Annotated in this window: 20 protein-coding genes; 7 read left to right on the top strand and 13 right to left on the bottom strand. The window is 66.5% G+C overall.

Annotated elements, in window-relative coordinates; all coding sequences use genetic code 11:
- The first annotated feature begins 40 nt into the window (after positions 1-40).
- The gene (locus HF877_RS06150; RefSeq protein ID WP_169620276.1) at positions 41-961 is read left to right on the top strand and encodes an alpha/beta fold hydrolase; all 921 of its coding nucleotides are present in this window, start codon (positions 41-43) and stop codon (positions 959-961) included.
- 397 nt (positions 962-1358) lie between these two features.
- Here HF877_RS06150 and HF877_RS06145 read toward each other — a convergent pair whose 3' ends face one another.
- Positions 1359-1826: a hypothetical protein gene (locus HF877_RS06145; protein ID WP_169620275.1), complete on the bottom strand. Its 468-nt coding sequence runs from the start codon at positions 1824-1826 to the stop codon at positions 1359-1361.
- A 204-nt stretch (positions 1827-2030) separates the two neighbouring features.
- Between HF877_RS06145 and HF877_RS06140 the strand changes: the two genes are divergently transcribed.
- Positions 2031-3479: a basic amino acid/polyamine antiporter gene (locus tag HF877_RS06140; RefSeq protein WP_169620274.1), complete on the top strand. Its 1449-nt coding sequence runs from the start codon at positions 2031-2033 to the stop codon at positions 3477-3479.
- Positions 3480-3538: 59 nt separating this feature from the next.
- Here the strand turns inward: HF877_RS06140 and HF877_RS06135 are convergent, their stop codons facing one another.
- From HF877_RS06135 to HF877_RS06125, 3 genes are all read right to left on the bottom strand, one after another.
- Entirely contained in the window at positions 3539-3955 is a 417-nt protein-coding gene (locus HF877_RS06135) for a VOC family protein (protein ID WP_169620273.1), read from the bottom strand.
- 80 nt (positions 3956-4035) lie between these two features.
- The gene (locus HF877_RS06130; RefSeq protein ID WP_169620272.1) at positions 4036-4596 is read right to left on the bottom strand and encodes a GNAT family N-acetyltransferase; all 561 of its coding nucleotides are present in this window, start codon (positions 4594-4596) and stop codon (positions 4036-4038) included.
- A gap of 40 nt (positions 4597-4636) precedes the next feature.
- On the bottom strand, positions 4637-5167 hold the full coding sequence (locus tag HF877_RS06125) for a MarR family transcriptional regulator (RefSeq protein WP_296550107.1): 531 nt from the start codon (positions 5165-5167) through the stop codon (positions 4637-4639).
- Between the two features lie 91 nt (positions 5168-5258).
- Between HF877_RS06125 and HF877_RS06120 the strand changes: the two genes are divergently transcribed.
- On the top strand, positions 5259-5900 hold the full coding sequence (locus tag HF877_RS06120) for an NAD(P)H-dependent oxidoreductase (protein ID WP_169620270.1): 642 nt from the start codon (positions 5259-5261) through the stop codon (positions 5898-5900).
- Between the two features lie 54 nt (positions 5901-5954).
- Here the strand turns inward: HF877_RS06120 and HF877_RS06115 are convergent, their stop codons facing one another.
- Both HF877_RS06115 and HF877_RS06110 read right to left on the bottom strand, forming a co-directional pair.
- Positions 5955-6392, bottom strand: coding sequence for a VOC family protein (locus HF877_RS06115; protein ID WP_169620269.1), 438 nt, complete (start codon positions 6390-6392; stop codon positions 5955-5957).
- 1 nt (position 6393) lies between these two features.
- A complete protein-coding gene (locus HF877_RS06110) occupies positions 6394-6966 on the bottom strand; it encodes a DinB family protein (RefSeq protein ID WP_169620268.1) in 573 nt (190 codons plus the stop codon).
- A gap of 62 nt (positions 6967-7028) precedes the next feature.
- Here HF877_RS06110 and HF877_RS06105 point away from each other — a divergent pair, with 62 nt between their 5' ends.
- Positions 7029-7991, top strand: a complete 963-nt coding sequence (locus HF877_RS06105) for a YafY family protein (protein WP_169620395.1) — start codon at positions 7029-7031, stop codon at positions 7989-7991.
- 40 nt (positions 7992-8031) lie between these two features.
- Here the strand turns inward: HF877_RS06105 and HF877_RS06100 are convergent, their stop codons facing one another.
- The 6 genes from HF877_RS06100 to HF877_RS06075 all read right to left on the bottom strand — a co-directional run bounded on the left by HF877_RS06100 (position 8032) and on the right by HF877_RS06075 (position 13170).
- Positions 8032-8211 carry a hypothetical protein gene (locus tag HF877_RS06100; protein ID WP_169620267.1) on the bottom strand — a complete coding sequence of 60 codons (180 nt, stop codon included), beginning with the start codon at positions 8209-8211 and terminating at the stop codon, positions 8032-8034.
- A gap of 182 nt (positions 8212-8393) precedes the next feature.
- Entirely contained in the window at positions 8394-9599 is a 1206-nt protein-coding gene (locus HF877_RS06095; protein WP_206036652.1) for an ABC transporter substrate-binding protein, read from the bottom strand.
- Between the two features lie 53 nt (positions 9600-9652).
- On the bottom strand, positions 9653-10759 hold the full coding sequence (locus tag HF877_RS06090; RefSeq protein WP_169620265.1) for a branched-chain amino acid ABC transporter permease: 1107 nt from the start codon (positions 10757-10759) through the stop codon (positions 9653-9655).
- Between the two features lie 2 nt (positions 10760-10761).
- Positions 10762-11640: a branched-chain amino acid ABC transporter permease gene (locus HF877_RS06085; RefSeq protein WP_169620264.1), complete on the bottom strand. Its 879-nt coding sequence runs from the start codon at positions 11638-11640 to the stop codon at positions 10762-10764.
- Between the two features lie 10 nt (positions 11641-11650).
- On the bottom strand, positions 11651-12370 hold the full coding sequence (locus HF877_RS06080) for an ABC transporter ATP-binding protein (RefSeq protein WP_169620263.1): 720 nt from the start codon (positions 12368-12370) through the stop codon (positions 11651-11653).
- Positions 12367-13170: an ABC transporter ATP-binding protein gene (locus HF877_RS06075; RefSeq protein ID WP_346765075.1), complete on the bottom strand. Its 804-nt coding sequence runs from the start codon at positions 13168-13170 to the stop codon at positions 12367-12369. Before HF877_RS06075 ends, HF877_RS06080 begins: the two co-directional genes overlap by 4 nt.
- A 148-nt stretch (positions 13171-13318) precedes the next feature.
- Here HF877_RS06075 and HF877_RS06070 point away from each other — a divergent pair, with 148 nt between their 5' ends.
- On the top strand, positions 13319-14092 hold the full coding sequence (locus HF877_RS06070) for an SDR family oxidoreductase (RefSeq protein WP_296550095.1): 774 nt from the start codon (positions 13319-13321) through the stop codon (positions 14090-14092).
- 100 nt (positions 14093-14192) lie between these two features.
- Positions 14193-14801 (top strand): TetR/AcrR family transcriptional regulator, encoded by a 609-nt coding sequence (locus tag HF877_RS06065; protein ID WP_169620260.1) that lies wholly within the window; start codon positions 14193-14195, stop codon positions 14799-14801.
- Between the two features lie 28 nt (positions 14802-14829).
- Here the strand turns inward: HF877_RS06065 and HF877_RS06060 are convergent, their stop codons facing one another.
- On the bottom strand, positions 14830-15705 hold the full coding sequence (locus HF877_RS06060; RefSeq protein ID WP_169620259.1) for an SGNH/GDSL hydrolase family protein: 876 nt from the start codon (positions 15703-15705) through the stop codon (positions 14830-14832).
- Between the two features lie 153 nt (positions 15706-15858).
- Between HF877_RS06060 and HF877_RS06055 the strand changes: the two genes are divergently transcribed.
- Positions 15859-16821, top strand: coding sequence for an endonuclease/exonuclease/phosphatase family protein (locus tag HF877_RS06055; protein ID WP_169620258.1), 963 nt, complete (start codon positions 15859-15861; stop codon positions 16819-16821).
- The last annotated feature ends 81 nt before the right edge of the window (positions 16822-16902 follow it).

Below are 16902 nucleotides of genomic sequence, written 5' to 3'. Positions count from 1 at the left end.
CTACTATCTCGATTATCTAACTAAAGTTGGAGAGGAACGAATGTCACCTCTGTCGATAGAAGATTTCGCCGCGACCGATGCCGGCACAGCGTTCTACAGCGCTTACGACACCGTGCTCGGGAATTGGCCAGTCGAGGTCACTCCCCTCGAACTCGAATCGGACTTCGGCACGACGCGCGTGAATGTCTGCGGCTTATCGCACGCACCGCCCGTGGTATTGCTCCATGGCGGCGGAGATACCTCGACAGTGTGGTTCAACAACGTCGCCGCTCTGGCCGGGCACTACCGGGTGTTCGCGGTAGACATAATCGGGGACCCGGGGAGAAGCGTCGGCCACGGGAAACCGGTGCGAACCGTCGAAGATCTGCTGGCATGGCTCGATTCCGTCGCGACCAGTGCAGGATTGGGCACCTTCAGCATGGTTGCCCACTCGTACGGGGCGATGATCGCGCTTGCATATACGCTCGACCACCCTGAGCGTGTGGACACGTTGACGTTGCTCGATCCCAACTCCTGCTTTGCAGGGATGCGCGCGAAGTACCTTACTCGAGCGATCCCACTCCTTCTGCGACCTACCGACAAACGACAGCGCGAGTTCGTTCGCTGGGAGACCGACGGCAACCCACTCGACGAGGACTGGCTGTCACTGCTCGCCCTGGGCGCGGCGCATTTCCCCAAAGCGAAGACCATCGTGCCGAAGCGGCCTCGACCGGGGAAACTCGCACGATTGGCAGTCGATACGACCGTGCTGTTCGCCGCTGGTAGCAAGGTCCATCACAGCGCGCGACTAGCGTCGACGATTGCGTCCGCGAGCCTTCGCCTCCACCCGTTCATGATCGACGGTGCAACGCACCACACTCTGCCCATGTCACCTGCGTCGGAAGTGAACGCTGCAATCATGCAGAGCATCGACAACGCTGGCGCCCTCCGAGGATTCGACTTCACATCTGATGACACGTGAGTGACATCGATCAGATCAAGGGGGTCGACACTGAAGTTGAGACAAGTGGAGAGAAGCAGCTGTGAATGAGCAGGGCGGCCCGTTGGTGCGAGCCGCCCCATCGGTTGTCTGTTCGCGAGGCGGCTTGTTCGACAGTGGGTAGCGATCGGCGTGTGTAGCCGGACGACTTCCGACCGCAGCTCGGCTACGTGCGTGCTGTCCACGCCGTGGCTGCCGGAGATCCCCGCGGCAAGCTCGACGGTCGCGTCGAGCACATGGTGCGCGCGCCGCTTTCCGTGCTTCTGCGCGTGAAGATGGCGCTTGGAAGAGGCGGAATCGCACACCCCAGCCCGACTCGTCGAGTGCTCGCGCCTGCGCGGCGAGCAGATCGGGTGTGCGTTGGTGTCGTGGCGGACGGTCATCGGGTTCCTCCGGCGGTGAGGCTGCGCAAGGTGGCGTCGATTTCGGCTGCGTTCGCGGCGAACTGGGCGGTCGAGGTGTTGACGACGAAGTAGATGGCCCGCGATGTGGTGGCATCGCTTGTCGAATCGGGTTCGATCGATGGCTTCGTCTCCGACGGTGCCGGCTCCGGCAACACGAACGTTGCGACGAGGCCATCCCCGCTCGTCGATGTGAACGGCTCGCTGACCCCGACAAGTCCGCTGTCGGTGGCGAGGGTGCCGCGACCACCGGAGACCGTGAAACCTCGGTCCTCGGCGTAGAGGTTCGACGTCATCATGGTCCATGAGCGCGTCGGCGTCGCCGGCAAAGGTTCCGCCGGTGGCCGAGATCTGTACGCCACCACCGGCGACGATCGGGTCTCCCATGCCACCGCGTCGTCGACCAGCGGAAGCCCGATACTCCACACGAGGCCGACACCGAGCACAACGCCTGCCGGTCAGAGTGCCTGTCCCGCGTGGGGCGACGCGACCAACTGAGTGCCCTCGATCGGCTCGGGATCGCGGGAGCAGTCTCGCGTCGACCGCCGGAAAGTTCGCACTTGTCGGGCGACGCGGCGCTAGCGTTGTCGTACCGAAAGCGCTCCGAGTGAGACCTGTTCATTGCTCGATCACAGGAACGAAGTCCGAGGATGACACAGGACGGCGGCACCGCAACAGCGGCAAATCGAACAACGAAGGTATCTCTTCTGACGCTCACCGCGATGGTGGTGGGATCGATGGTCGGTGCCGGTGTCTTTTCACTGCCACGCCGGTTCGCGCAGGAAACCGGCGTAGCCGGGGCGATGATCGCCTGGTCGATCGCCGGCACGGGCATGCTGACGCTCGCGTTCGTGTTCCAGCGCCTCGCACTCCGTGAGCCGGAACTCGATGCGGGGATCTACGCCTACGCCAAGGCCGGATTCGGCGAGTACACCGGCTTCTTCGCAGCCGCGGGGTACTGGGCCAGCGCATGCGTCGGCAACGTCACCTACTGGGTGCTCATCATGTCCACCCTCGGGCAGTGGATTCCAGGCCTGGGAGCGGGCGACACTGTGCCGGCCATCGCCGCCTCCACAGTCGGGCTGTGGTTGTTCTTCCTGCTGGTGCGGCGAGGTATCAAAGAGGCAACCTCGATCAACCGGATCGTGACGGTGGCGAAGATGATCCCCATCATCGTCTTCGTGCTGCTGGCGTTGTTCGTGTTCGACCCGCACGCGTTCGCGTCGAACTGGCGCGGAGAGTCCTACGGGTCGCTGTTCGACCAGGTGAGTGCCACGATGCTCGTCACGGTCTTCGTGTTCCTCGGCGTCGAGGGCGCAAGCGTGTATTCACGTCATGCGAAACATCGCGAGGACGTCGGGCGAGCCACGATCCTCGGGTTCGTCAGCGTGCTGTCGGTCTTCGCGTCGGTCACGATCGTGTCGTACGGGATCTTGCCAGCCGAGGAGATCGCCCAGCTTCGCCAGCCGTCGATGGCGGGTGTGCTCGACGCGGCCGTCGGGTCGTGGGGCACCGTGCTCGTCAGCATCGGTTTGATCGTCGCTGTACTCGGTGCGTACCTGACGTGGACACTGATGGCCGCCGAGGTGCTGTTCATCGCTGCGCGCGATCGCGACATGCCGCGCTTCCTGGCGCGTCAAACCGATCGGGACGTGCCCGTCAACGCGTTGGTCCTGAGCACGGTGCTCTCGCAAGTTGTGCTCGTATCGACCTATTTCTCAGAAGACGCGTTCGACTTCGCACTCGACATGACCGCTGTCATGACGCTGCTCCCGTTCCTGCTCGCGGCCGCATATGCCGTGAAGTTGCGGATCACCCGGGAGACCTACGACGGCGAGCGACCGGCAACGCTTCGGGTCGACCTCGTGATCTCGTCGTTGGCCACCGTGTACACCGCTTTTCTGGTTGTCGCCGCCGGGGTGCAGTTGGTTCTGCTCTCGTTCATCTTCTATGCGCCCGCCACACTTCTGTTCGTCCTGACCCGCCGCGAACAGGGTCGCCGGGTGTTCGGTCCCGTCGAGCTGATCCTGTTTCTCGGCGCAGCCGTCCTGGCGGTCGTCGCCGTGGTCGGTGTCGCGGCGGGCTGGATCGCTCTGTGACCCCGAAGCCGTCGAAACGGATCGGCGTTCGCGCGGCGCAGATTCAGACGACAGGAAACTCAGACCGCTTCGAGGGTGGGTTGCTCGACTGCCTCGAAACCGTTCCCGTCCTGATCGCGGAACGTGAGCATCGGTGGTACGCCGTCCCAGAGGAGCACTTCACCGACGACGACGCCGCGCTCCTGTAGTTGCGTGTGCAGCGCCGCGGCATCGGACGTGGTGAGCCTGATTCCGGTCTCGATGCCCGCAGGAATGCCGTCGCCGGCAGGAACCAGCGCGATTGTCGTGCGGGCATCCGGTGGCGCGACGATGATCCAGCGGCCCCCGAGTTGTTCGAGCGGTACGTCCATTCGTGTCTCGAAGCCGAGTGTGTCGACGTAGAACGCGAGTGCGCGGTCTTGGTCGGTGACCGGTACTCCGATCGTCATCACGTCGATGAATGCGCTCCCGGTCTTTTCCATGATCAGGTCCTTCATCTCGGAAACGTTGTCGAGTGGGTCGACTCGTCGCCATGGTGGAACTCATCGCGAGACGAGCCCGGCGCACCGAGAAGCGGCTACCGGCGCTGTTCCCACTCGGCTCGGGTGAGGGAGTACTCGACGTCACCGTGTTCGGATCCTTCGATCGCCTCGGCCCAGTCCCCGGTGAAGCTTCGTACGAACAGCAGACCTGCCTTTTCCAGCACGCGCCGGGAGCGCGTGTTGACCGCCATCGTGTTCGCGGTGACCCGCTCCACTCCGAGGTCGGTGAACCCCTTGTCGATCAGCGCCCGCGATCCCTCCGTGGCCAGGCCCTTGCCCCAGGCGGCCCTGTTCAGTCGGTAGCCGAGTTCGACTACGGCGGAGCGATGGTCATCCAGGGGGCGGAACTCGAACCAGCCCAGGAAGATTCCGGTGTCCCTGTCTTCCGCTGCCCAGTAGCCGCGGGTGCCGAAGCACGGGTACTCGTGCAAGAGCCGTGGCAGCGTCTGCGTTCGGACAACTTCGAGGCTCGCGGCGCGGCCGCCGTTGATGAAGCGCATGACGTCGGGGTCGTTGTCGAGTGCTACGAGGTTGCCGGCATCGGTGCCGGTGAAGGGACGCAGCACCAGCCGCCCGGATTTCAGGAAGACATCCATGTCCGCGATCCTCACACGAGCGGCCGTGCCGGTTGGCGGATCAACTGTCCGTGGACTCCGGGCACTCGGCCGGACCCGCCGTGAGTGCCGCGTTGATGGTCCGGGCGGCATCGCCGAGCGCGGCGAACTGGCCGGGAGTGAGAACGTCGACGACGAGACGACGCGCCTCCCGGACGTGGCCCGGCGCGGTCTTTTCGAGCTTCGCAAGTCCGGCATCGGTGAGCCACGCTTCGGCTCGCCGACCGCCACGGACGGTGCAGCTGCGCCGCTCGACCCATCCCGACCGCTCGAGTCTGGTGATCGCGTGGGACAGGCGGGACAGGGAGCCCTGTGCCAACGGGGCCAGCTCGCTGAGAATCAGGGTGCGGTCCGGCGCCTCGGCCAGCACGGCGAGGATGTGGTACTCGAACGAATTCATCCCCGCGTCTCGCTTGAGCTGCGCGTCCATGGCGGGGGGAAGCGTCGACAGCAGTTCGACGAGGGATACCCAATCGCGCAGTTGGTCCGGTGACAGCCAGAGAGTCTCGTCATCGCCGGAGGAAGCGGATGCGCGGGTGTTTTCGACGCTCACAAGAACACCGTACCCGACGTGTTGAACATTCAAGTCGTCGCGTGTAGCGTCCGACTTGAACATTCAAGTCCGTAACTCTCGGGAGACAATCATGCACCTACTCCGTATCGACGCCAGCATTCAAGGCGACCGCTCCGCAAGCAGCGCGCTCGCCGATCTCGTTCTCGATCGGGTCACCGCTGCGCACCCGGCGGTTCCCGTCGTCCGGCGGCACCTCGGTCAGGACCCCCTGCCGTCCGACGCCTGGGGAAATGCCCTCTCCGGAAGTGCCACGCCGGAACAGGATCGCAACGAGCCGCAGCGCCATGCACTCGCCCTCGCAGAGCGACTCGCGACCGAGTTGCAGCAGGCTACGGCAGTCGTTCTGGCGTTTCCGCTCTACAACTACGGCGTCTCACAGCACGTGAAAGCATGGATCGATCTCACCGTGGTCGGCGCCGAGCACGGCGTTCGGCTTCTCGACGGCACGCCCACCGTCCTGGTCGTCACACGCGGCGGTGCGTACGGACCCGGGACTCCGCGCGACGGCTGGGACCACAGCACCGGCTACGCACGTCGGATTCTCGTCGACCACTGGGGTGCGGACCTCACGATCGTCGAGCGCGACTTCACCCTCGTCGGCGTGAACCCCGCCCTCGACGAGTTCACCGAGACAGCGGTGACGATGCGCAAAACCGCGGAGGAGTCGGCGATCTCGGCCGGCGAGTCCCTCGCCGCCCGGCACGCCGCCTAGCCGGTACGCCTCCGGGTCCGAGGCCCCGCATGGCCCGTGACTTGTGCACGACCGTCAATCGAGGCAGAACTCGTTACCTTCGGGATCGGTCATCACGATGTGTCCGGCGTCGAGTGGGGGAGCGGGCTCGTGGCGTCGAACCCGCTCGGCTCCGCGGGTCACGAGCCGCTCGGCTTCCTTCTCCAACAGCTCCATTCGGGCGTCGCCGTCCGTTTCGGGTGCCGCTCGAACGTCGAGATGCACTCGGTTCTTGACCTGCTTTCCTTCCGGAACTCGCTGGAAGAACAGTCGTGGTCCGGCTCCGTCGGGATCGACGACAGCGGACGCGTCGTTGTGGTGTTCCGGTGGCACTCCCATTGCTTCGAGTGCTTCCTCCCAGGACGCGAAACCCGGGGGCGGGGCCTGCACCTCGTAGCCGAGGACGTCGGCCCAGAACTGGGCGAGTTTTGCGGGATCACCGCAGTCGAAGGTGATCTGGATGTCGCGGGCCATGTCAGCCCACCTCCTGTCGAGTCGAACGGCGGGTGTGCAGATAGAGGTCGCGGAGCAGGCACACCTCCGAGAGGTGATGGATCAGCTCGCGGTTGATGTGCAGAACCAGGGTCGCCATCGGGTAGTCGGCGTACGGACCCTCCGCCTCCCCGCAGGGGCGGAACAATCCCTCTTCCCCGAGCGATTCGACACCGGCGGCCCAGGTCGCGTATTCCGCGTCGAGTTGGGCGAGCGCCTCGTCCGCGGTCGCGGCGTACTCGAACGAGGCGTAGTCGGTGGGTGCCCGTCCGAAGTGCGACGCGTTGCGCATCGCGAGTACTCCGACGATGACGTGGCCGAGGCGCCACGCGATCGTCGTGAACGGCGGCGGGTCCGGCTCCGGAAATGCGAAGTCGATCGTCATGGCGCCGCTGCCGGCCTGCACGGGTGCGGTGCCGGTGCCTCGCGGGCGCACGTTCCAGCAATCGGGAGCGGGTTCCCAGAAGTACTCCTCGTCGGTGAGTCCGTCGAGGCGACTGCGTACCGGGGTGGCGAGCTGGTCTCGCAGGAGAGAATTCCAGTGTCGGTCCGTCATGGGTACAAGCGTCCCCCACATTCCGGACAGGATCGTTCCGTGATCGTGCGACGATGGAAATCGTGACCGTCGAGGCGACGACCGAACGGGTGCTGCGGTTGCTGGCGCTGCTGCAGAGCCGGCCGTCCTGGACTGCCGCGGACCTCGCGGTGGAACTGAGGGTCACCGACCGGTCGGTGCGCCGCGACGTGGAGCGGTTGCGGGCACTGGGGTATCCCGTCCGCGCCACCGCAGGCGTCGGCGGCGGTTACCAGCTCGGCGCCGGAACACGATTGCCTCCGTTGCTCTTTCACGACGAAGAGGCAATTGCGACAGCGGTCTCGTTGCGGCTGGCGTCGGGAAGCACGATCACCGGATCGGCCGAGGCGTCGCTGCGGGCGCTCGCGAAACTGGACCAGGTCATGCCGCCGCGACTGCGGGCGGAGGTGCGGGCGGTGTACGGGGCGATGGAGACCTTGGTGGGACCCGACATCGAGATCGACGCCGACACGCTGATGGTTCTGGCCCGGGCCTGCCGCGACGCGGTGCGCGTGCGGTTCCGGTACACCGATCGTGACGGGGAGGGCCGGGAACGCACGACCGAACCGGTGCGCTTGGTCGTCGCCGGCCACCGCTGGTATCTGATGGCCTGGGACATCGACCGCGACGACTGGCGTACCTTCCGGCTCGACCGGATGGGCGACGTGACGGCGACGACCTGGCGGTTTCGCCCGAGGGACTACCCGGACCCGATTTCATACGTGCAACGCGCCGTCACCGAGGCGCCCTACCGATATCTTGCGCGCGTGCGGGTGCATGCCCCCGCCCGCCGGGTCCGGGAGCTGGTGCCGCCCCAGGTCGGCCGCGTCGACGACGAGCACGACGGTTGGTGTGTGCTCGTCGTCGGCGGGCAGGACCTGGATTGGCTCGCCATGCACGTCGCGCGACTGGGTTTCGACGCCGTGGTCCTGGAGCCTCCCGAATTACGGGAGGCGGCACGGACTCTCGCGCAGCGACTCTCGGCGATGGCGACTGCTCCGGAGTGAACCCGACCGGCGGAGTCGGTGGGCTCGGTGGTTCGACACCTCAGTCGACACCACCGCGGATCCAGTTCTGGATCCGCCAGATCACGTTGTACAGATTCCACGGGGCGACGTGGTAGGTGTCCCACTCCTGGCCCACATAGGCGGTCCACTCGGGGATCCGGCCACAGCAGATCCGGTGACCGAACACGGTGAACAGGGTGTTGCAGAGTGCAGCGCGCATCAGGTTTCTCCTGACTCGGGGCGGCCCCGGGCCGGGGCTAGCCTTGGTGCTGCGCGTTGTGCATGGACGCGACAGTACGCGGTGCTACCGACATGAAAGGGCGTCGGCTGGGCATCCTCGTACGCTGCCCGGCCGACGCCGTCTGGGGGTGTCGGCAGCCGCGGCTCGACTGCCGGTGTTCGCTATTCCGCTCGGTACTCCACGACGGGATCGCCGAGAGCGTCGGTGGTGGTGTACGCGGGGCCGAAGTACTCCTGGACACCGTTGGTGACCTGGTTGACCCGTGCGCCCCCGGCACCGGAGTGATCGTCCTCGGAGAACCGGAACGGCACGAGGTTCGGGCCCGTGAAGTCGCTCGACCGGACGGCCTCGACGATCGATTCGCGGGTGGGATTCTCACCCGCTGCTTCGAGCGCCTGAACGAACGTGTGCGCCATGGACATCCCGTAGACGACGTTGCCGTCGAATTCGGCGTCGTTGTTGTACTTGGTGTTGATCTCCCGGAACTTGGTGGTCCACTCGTCGTCTTGGCTGAAGTGCGACGGCAGGTAATTGGTGCTGAGCAATCCTTCCGCGAGCGGGGCGGCGTCACCGAGGGTCTTGGACAGAGTCAGGTAATCGCCACCGACCGAGGCGGTGGTCCACTGCGGCCGGAATCCGAGTCGGCCCGCGGTGCCGATCGCGAGGGCGGTGAAGCCGGGAATCGTTGCGAGCATGACGACCTCGCAGCCCGCGGCCTGGAGCGCACCGATCTGCGGAGCGACGTTGGTATTGCTGGTGGCGTAGAACTGTTTCTCGACCACCGCGTCGGCACCGACGATCTGCTCGACTCCCGCCAGGTAGTCGCCACCCAGGTCGTCGTCCTGACCGAGGGTGCACACCTTCTTGCCGGGGAGGTTGTCCTTCACGTACTGCGCCATGATCTTTGCTTCGACGGTGTAGTCGGCGTTGAAGCCGAACGTGTTCGTGTATTTGTCGGGCTGGTTCCAGATCCGCGAACCGGACGCGACGAACAGGTCGGGAACATTGTTGGTGTTGAGGAAGTCGAGCACACCGGAATGGGTGGGTGTCCCGAGACCGCCGAGCAGCGCGAACACGCGGTCCTGCAGCACCAGTTCGCGCACGACCTGCTGGGTGTTGGACGGGTTGTAGCCGTCGTCGAGTGCCTTGTACTCGATGGTGCGGCCGTTGACGCCGCCTTGTTCGTTGACGTAGTCGAAGTACGCCTGGGTGGCGGGAGGGATCTTCGAGTAACCGGCGGCGGCCGGCCCGGTCAGTGGCATGTGGGTGCCGACCAGCACCGAGGTGTCGGTGACACCGGTGGTGTCTCCTTCACCGGAGGCCCCTGTCGACGCGGTGCTGCCGCTGCCGCACGCGGCAAGCGTCACGGCCGTCGTCGCAACGAGAGCGACGAGGGAAAGTCTTTGTCGCCGACCTGTTTTCATATGCTGGCCTCTGCTTTCGGTGGGGTGGAGACGGAAGTGGAATCGGGACCGCGCCCGTGTCGGGGCTTACCGGTGCGCGGCCGGAGACGGCGGACTGCTGCGCTGAACAGACCTTGGAGGCCGGCGGGCGCGAGCATCACGATGAGGATGACGGCGACGCCGAAGACCGCGATCGCGAGGTTGCCGTCCAGACGTTCGGCGAGGGACGGGGACAGTTCGAGCGTGTCGGTGAGGGCGGCTACGAGTGCGGGGAGCACGACCAGAAGCACCGCGCCCCATACGGCGCCGAGAAGAGAGCCGAGCCCGCCGATCACCACGCCCATCAGCAGGAACAGGGAGAAGGTGACACCGAACGCGCCCGGGGACGCGCTCTGGGAGACCATGGCGAGGACACCGCCGCCGAGGCCGGCGGCACCGGCACTCACCACGAATGTGGTGATCTTGGTGCGGGCGACGTCGATACCCGCGAGGCGAGCGGCGATCTCGTCGTCGCGCACGGCCTGCATGCGGCGGCCGAAGTCTCCGGCAATGAGATTCGACAGCGCGAGCACAGTGAGGGCCGCGGCGACCACGGCGATCATGGCCTGCCACTGTTCGACGGTGAACGCCGCTGCGATGCTGCTCGGCGGTCCCTCCACATACGCCCACAGTCCTTGGTCGCCGCCGAGCACACTGGAGAACGTGGTGGTGATCGACGGGATCACGACGACCAGCGCGAGCGTCAAGCCGGCCAGGTAGGGGCCGTGAAGCCGTGCGGCGGCCGCCCCGACGACGATCCCGACGACGGAGGTCACGAGCACGGCAGCGACGAGCGGCACGAGCAGCACCGAAATCCCGGTGACCCCGGCGTCGCCCATCGCGTTGGAGGTCAGCGCGAACGAGTATGCCCCGCACGCCATCAGCGCTCCGTGCCCCAGCGAGAGCTGACCGTTGCGGCCGATGAGCACTGTCAGCCCGGCTGTCGCGCACAGATAGGCCGCGATGGTCGCCAACTGGTAGTTCCGGAAGGGGGGCAGTACGAAGATGATCGCGATGACGGCGACGGCGATACCGGCCACCACCGCGGCGCGCACGGCAAACGAATCGAAGCGGGAAGTGTGCATGGTCAGACCTGCCTGGCGGCGACGCCGGAGAAAATGCCTTGGGGCCGCAGCAGAAGCACCGCCAGCAGCATCAGAAGTACCGCGATCGGCGCGATGCTTCCACTGAGGTAGCCGCTGACGAAACTCAGCAGCAAGCCTGTCGCGAGCCCGCCGAGCACCGCGCCCACCGGGCTGTCCAACCCGCCGATCACCGCTGCGGTGAAGGCAAAGATGAACACGAGATCGACTGCGTGCGGGTTGAGCCCGAGTTCGGTGGGTACGACGAGCAGGGCGGCGAGCCCGCCGACTGCGCCGGCCAGAGCCCACCCGAGGGTGAGCATCGCCGAGACCTTCACCCCGAGCAGTCGCGACACGTCCGGAGCGAACGCCGAGGCCCGCATCTTCAGTCCGAGATCGGTACGGGTGAACAGCAGCGCGAGGCCGATGACCACGACACCCACCGCAGCGAAGACGAACACGTCGTACGGAGACAGCAGCGGAACCGTCCCGACCCGCAGCGGGTCGCGGCTGAACGGCAACTGCATGGGACGGAAGTCGTTGCCGTAGATCATGCCGAGTACGGCGTGGATCACCATCACGAGGCCCAGCGCGACGATCACCGCGGCTAGTGGGCGGCTGTGGTCGAGGCGGCGGATCAGCACTCGCTCGACGAGGGCACCCAGGAGGAAGCCGCTCACGACGGCGGCGAGCAGTCCGTACCAGTACGAACCGGTCGCCGACGTCACCGAATAGGCGATGTAGGTGGTGGCCGCAGCCATCGCGCCCTGCGCGAAGTTGATCACGCGGGTACCGCGCCAGATCAGCACGAGCGCGAGTGCGAACGCTGCGAAGACGGCACCGCGCGCGAGACCGTCCACGGTGAGAAACAGGAATCTGTCCATCGGTTGCTCCTCAGAAGCCCAGGTACACGGTGCGGAAGTCGCTGTCCATGACGAGTTCCGCGGCCGAGGTGGCGACGACGACGCGGCCCAGTGCCAGCACGATCGCCTGGTCGGCGATCGGAAGCGCACTGTGCACGTTCTGCTCGACGAGGACCACCGTCAGGCCGGTGCGGTCCCGCAGGTCGCGCAGGACCGACATGATCAGGTCGACGATGCGCGGCGCGAGACCGAGCGAGGGTTCGTCGAGCAGGAGCAGCGAGGGCCGCGCGACCAGGGCCCGGCCGATCGCGAGCATCTGCCGTTCGCCGCCGGAGAGTTGATGGCCGCTGCTGGTCCGGCGCCGGGCGAGGGGCTCGAACATCTCGTACATCTCGGCAATGGCGCGAGTGGTGTCGGCGCGGTCCTTGCGCCACAGTCCGCCGAGACGCAGATTTTCCTCGACGGTCAGTTCGCCGATCACGCCGCGACCTTCGGGCACGTGGGCAACCCCGTGGTGCACGAGTTTCTCCGTCGGGACACCGAGCACGGACGTCCCCGACACGCTGATCGAACCCTGGACCGCCGGCAGCATTCCCGACAGTGCCCGCAGCAAGGTTGTTTTCCCGGCGCCGTTGGCGCCGACGACAGCGGCGATGGTGCCGGACGGGACGTCGAAGCTCACCTCGTGCAGGACCGGTACGGGACCGTATCCGCCCGTGAGGTTTTCGATCCGGAGCAACGGAGAGGTCACGCTGCCTCTTTTCCGCCGAGGTAGGCCGCCGCGACCAGCGGATCGGCACGGATCTCGTCGGGGGTCCCCGCGGCGATCACCTTGCCGAAGTCGAGCACGACGATGTGGTCGCACACCGACATGATCAGGTCGACGTTGTGTTCGACGAGCATCACCGAACGCGATCCGTCGCCGCGCGAAGGCAGTTGGCGGATCAGAGTCCCCAACTCTTCGATGTCGCTGCTGTCGAGACCGCCTGCCGGTTCGTCGAGAAGAAGCAATGTGGGATCGGAGATCAGAGCGCGCGCGAGCGCGACCTTCTTGGCGACCGCGTAGGGGAGTGCCGGCGGGAGTGCCTGTGCGTACTCTCCGATCCCGAACTCGTCGAGCAGTGTCGCGGCGGAACTGCGGGCGGCGAGCTGGGTGCGGGCGCCGTACGGCAACCCGAGCAGGCTGGTGACGAACGACGCGCGGTGCGACACCGACGCTCCTGCGGCGACATTTTCGAGAACGGTGAGCCCACCGAAGAGCCCGAGTCCCTGCAGGGTGCGCGCCACTCCATGCCGGACGAGGCGGTGCGGGGCGGGGCGTACCGGCCGGCCGTCGAGGGTCAGTGTCCCGGCGTGCGGGCGCAGGAACCCGCAGACGACGTTGAACAACGTCGTCTTGCCTGCGCCGTTCGGTCCCATGACGCCGACGACCGAGCCGGCCGGCACCTGGAGCGACACGTTCTCGAGTGCGACGAGGCCACCGAAACGGACTTCGATGCCCTCGAGACGGAGGCGGTCCGGAGGTTCACTCGGGGTAACGATTGATTGCACAGCGGGTGCACTTTCTCTCGGGCCTTCTCCGGCCTTTCGGGCGTTCTGCCGGGTCTCGGTGAGATCGACGTCACTTTTCAGCGACAGGTTACAACACTCCGAGTGTATGTTCCTACTGTCCGGAGGGATCGTTTTCGAGAGAGGAGTCGTGACGGTGGTCGTACCCATCGCCGGGACCCCGGGCCGGCTCGAGGGCCGGGTCGCGGTAGTGACCGGGAGCAGCCGGGGAATCGGATTCGGAATTGCCGAACGTCTCGTGGCGGAGGGCGCACGGGTGGTGCTCACGGCGCGCTCGCCGGAGCCTCTCGCCGAGGCGGTCACAGCACTGGGAACCGATGTCGCGTGCGGCGTGGCCGGCAAGGTGCACGATTCCGCGCATAGGGACGACACGATCGCCACGGCCGTCGACCGCTTCGGCAGAGTCGACATCCTCGTCAACAACGCCGGCACCAACCCCGTCTACGGGCCCCTGTCCGATCTCGACCTCGACGCTGCCCGCAAGATCCTCGAGGTGAACGTGCTCGGTGCCCTCTCGTGGACGCAGCGCTTCGCCAAGGCGGCCACCGAAGGTGGTGCGGTCGTGAATATCTCGTCGGTGTCCTCGTTCTCCCACGCGCCGGGAATCGCGTTCTACGGCGTCAGCAAGGCGGCGCTCAACCAGCTCACCCGGTCTCTCGCCGCCGAACTCGGACCGACCATCCGCGTCAACGCCGTCGCACCCGCCGTCGTGAAGACGCGGTTCGCGGCCGCGCTCTACGAGGGACGGGAAGAGCAGGTTGCGGCGCGATATCCGATGCGACGGCTCGGTGTGCCGTCGGATGTGGCGTCGGCGGTCGCGTACCTCGTGTCGGACGATGCCTCCTGGGTCACCGGCCAGGTCTTGTCGGTGGACGGTGGCGGGCTCACGGTCCCGTCCGCATGAGAGTCGGTGCGCACCGCTTCGTGCGGCCGGCAAGCACCCTCGTAGGCACTGGCAGAATGCAGCACAGCAGTCCACGAACGACGCAAGTGAGGAATCGGTAGTGACCAGCACCTCGGACGGGCGGACCGCACGCGGGGAGCGCACCCGGCGCGCCGTGATCGACGCGCATATCGCCCTGATCGAGGCGGGAGAACTCAAGCCCACCGGCGCGCAGATCGCGGAGCACGCGGGTATTTCCCTGCGCTCGCTGTGGGCCAACTTCAGCGATCTGGAAACGCTGTTCGGAACCACCGGTGCCGAACTGCTCAGTCGCCAGGACGCGATGTTCGTACCGGTGCCGCCCGACCTCGATCTTCCGCAGCGGGTGGACAAATTCTGCGCGCAGCGCGCGAGACTGCTCGAGTTCATTGCTCCGTACGCGCGGGCGGCAGGGTTGCGGGAGCCGTACTCGCGGGAACTCCGGACCAATCGGCTGCGGCACATCGGGCGCGTGACGGACGAAATCGAGGCGCTGTTCGCCCGAGAACTGTCGCCTCTTCCGTCGGCGCGTCGTACGCAGGCGGTCCAGGCGCTCGGAATCGCCAGTACGTGGGCGTCGTGGTCGGTGCTGCGCGACGAATACGGCCTCGCCGTTCCCGACGCCACAGCCGTGATGCGCCAGACGGTCGCCGCTCTTCTGGCCGCTGCCGTGCACGCCTCTCTCGGCTAGTGCGGCACACGCGGGCGGCGCGTCGGTGTCACTTCAGCAGAGACGCCACAACCTGATCCGCCGCATTGCGATGCCCGGCGGCGTTGGGATGCAGCGGGATCGCTTCGGCGACGGGCGACAAGCCTTCCATCCACCTGGTGTCGGGATCGGCGCACACATCGTGCCCGACCGTCGATCCGGTCAGATCGACGAACTCGGCACCCGATTCCTGCACCTGCTGACGCATGGCACTGTTCAACCGGTCCAGCTTGTTCTGGAGATAGGTCGCGTCCTCGGGCCACAACCGCTGCTCCGGGAAACACCCGCCGTCGCGGACAGCCGTGGGATAGCCGACGAAGACGATCTTCGCATCCGGTGAGCGTTGCCGGATCTCCGCGGTGATCGTTTTGTAGCGGGGGACGAAGGCGTCGATCGCGGCGTCGACGCGGTCGGCGCCACCGGCGGTGTTCGTCGCCGCGCAGGACTGCCCATTGGGGGGTGGCAGCAGATTGATGCAGCCCGCGGCGAGTTGGACGAGTCCGATGTCGTTGCCGCCGATGCCCACGGTCACCAGGTCGGTGTCCGGCGTCAGCGCCTCGTACTGGGGTGGGACACCCACGCCGCGGAACGTCGCCTGGGATTCCGTCAGATGGCCGCTGACCGCACCTCCGCACGAGACGTCGACGAAACGAGAGACATTGAGTACCTCTGCGACCAGGGTCGGATAGTTGCTGGCCGACCGTCCGCACTCCTCCGACACCGTGGGCGGAATACCGGGACCGGAGGTGAACGAATCCCCGAGCGCAACATACGAATCGTAGAGCGGGGTGGCCGACGCGGGCTGGGATGCGGGTATCCAGGTGACCAAAACGGCTGTGGTGGCGATGGATCCGAGGATTCCAGCGAGAGCGATGCCTGTGCGCACGGGACGACTCCGGTGTTGTCGGCTGTCGCTGGTATCGGCGACGTGTCTCGATGATGATCCGGCGGGGTCGCGGCGCTGTCAAGAGATTCCCGTCTGCCGGCCGGGCACAACCCGGCATCACGGCACGAACACCGTCGTGCTTGTCTGTCGGATGTGACGACGACGTGGGTGCGCGCGGCAATCGGAGTGGGTGCATGGGTCGCAACCTCGATCGGTGCGACCGGGATCGCGTTGCATGTCAGCCCGTCGTCGGCGCGAGTTCTCGTCCTCGCCGCGTCGGGCGCGCCCTATCTGATGGTGTGCGCGCTGTTCGGTGTCCTGGCGTTCTCGGCTCTCGGGAACCGGGCCGGAGTGGCGGTCGCGGGCCTGGTCGTCGTGGGTGCGGCGGCGACCCAAGCGCCGCTCTACATCGGTGACGCGGACCCCGCTGAAGGCCCTGTGGTGCACGTGATGCAGACGAACATCCTCTTCGGAGGGGTGGACGCCGCTGCCGTGGTGACCGAGGTACGCGACCGGAACATCGGACTGCTCACGGTCGACGAACTCTCGCCGGAGGCACTGGAGGCACTGGAGGCAGCGGGTCTCGGCACAGTGCTGCCTCACCGGCATCTCTCGCCCGGGCCGGCCGCGAACGGAACGGGGATCTGGAGCGCCTACCCGCTGTCCGACACCGTCGAGTACGACGGGTTCGTGATGAGCCAGGTCTCCGCGACGGCGGAGATTCCGGGCGCCGGGCCGGTCGGCGTCTACGCCTTCCATCCCGTGCCGCCCGTCGTCGGCACGGACGTGTGGGCCGACGAACTGTCCCGACTGCACGACATTCTCGAGCAGGAACCCGGGACACGCCCGGCTGTCGTGGGCGCCGATTTCAATGCGACATACGATCATTCGCAATTCCGGGTATTACTGTCGGGCCGCTTCGGCGATGCCGCCGATCAGGTGGGTGCGGGGCATCTGCGCACCTACCCCACCGACAAAGGGATCCCGCCCGTGGTCGGCATCGACCACATTCTCGTCGCAGGTGGATCGGCGACCGAGGTGGAGACGGTGAGCGTGCCGGGATCGGACCATCGTGCGGTGGTCGCGCAACTGCGCCTCGACGGCGTGCCCGAATAAGCCGCGCGGGCTTCGAGGGAACGAAAAAAGAGGCGGCGCCGCTGTGGCGGCGTCGCCTCCTTTCCGGCTGCGAACAGCAGT

The sequence above is a fragment of the Rhodococcus sp. BL-253-APC-6A1W genome, assembly GCF_012843405.1.
Lineage (GTDB): Bacteria > Actinomycetota > Actinomycetes > Mycobacteriales > Mycobacteriaceae > Rhodococcus.
Note: the sequence above shows the minus strand (reverse complement) of the source record. Positions and strands in the feature narration are given on the sequence as shown.

What these genes read in the sequence shown, in the direction of transcription:
- HF877_RS06150 (WP_169620276.1), top strand. Translation starts at nt 41, where the DNA reads ATGTCACCTCTGTCGATAGAAGATTTCGCCGCGACCGATGCCGGCACA.
- HF877_RS06140 (WP_169620274.1), top strand. Translation starts at nt 2,031, where the DNA reads ATGACACAGGACGGCGGCACCGCAACAGCGGCAAATCGAACAACGAAG.
- HF877_RS06135 (WP_169620273.1), bottom strand. Translation starts at nt 3,955, where the DNA reads ATGAAGGACCTGATCATGGAAAAGACCGGGAGCGCATTCATCGACGTG.
- HF877_RS06130 (WP_169620272.1), bottom strand. Translation starts at nt 4,596, where the DNA reads ATGGATGTCTTCCTGAAATCCGGGCGGCTGGTGCTGCGTCCCTTCACC.
- HF877_RS06120 (WP_169620270.1), top strand. Translation starts at nt 5,259, where the DNA reads ATGCACCTACTCCGTATCGACGCCAGCATTCAAGGCGACCGCTCCGCA.
- HF877_RS06115 (WP_169620269.1), bottom strand. Translation starts at nt 6,392, where the DNA reads ATGGCCCGCGACATCCAGATCACCTTCGACTGCGGTGATCCCGCAAAA.
- HF877_RS06110 (WP_169620268.1), bottom strand. Translation starts at nt 6,966, where the DNA reads ATGACGGACCGACACTGGAATTCTCTCCTGCGAGACCAGCTCGCCACC.
- HF877_RS06100 (WP_169620267.1), bottom strand. Translation starts at nt 8,211, where the DNA reads ATGCGCGCTGCACTCTGCAACACCCTGTTCACCGTGTTCGGTCACCGG.
- HF877_RS06090 (WP_169620265.1), bottom strand. Translation starts at nt 10,759, where the DNA reads ATGCACACTTCCCGCTTCGATTCGTTTGCCGTGCGCGCCGCGGTGGTG.
- HF877_RS06085 (WP_169620264.1), bottom strand. Translation starts at nt 11,640, where the DNA reads ATGGACAGATTCCTGTTTCTCACCGTGGACGGTCTCGCGCGCGGTGCC.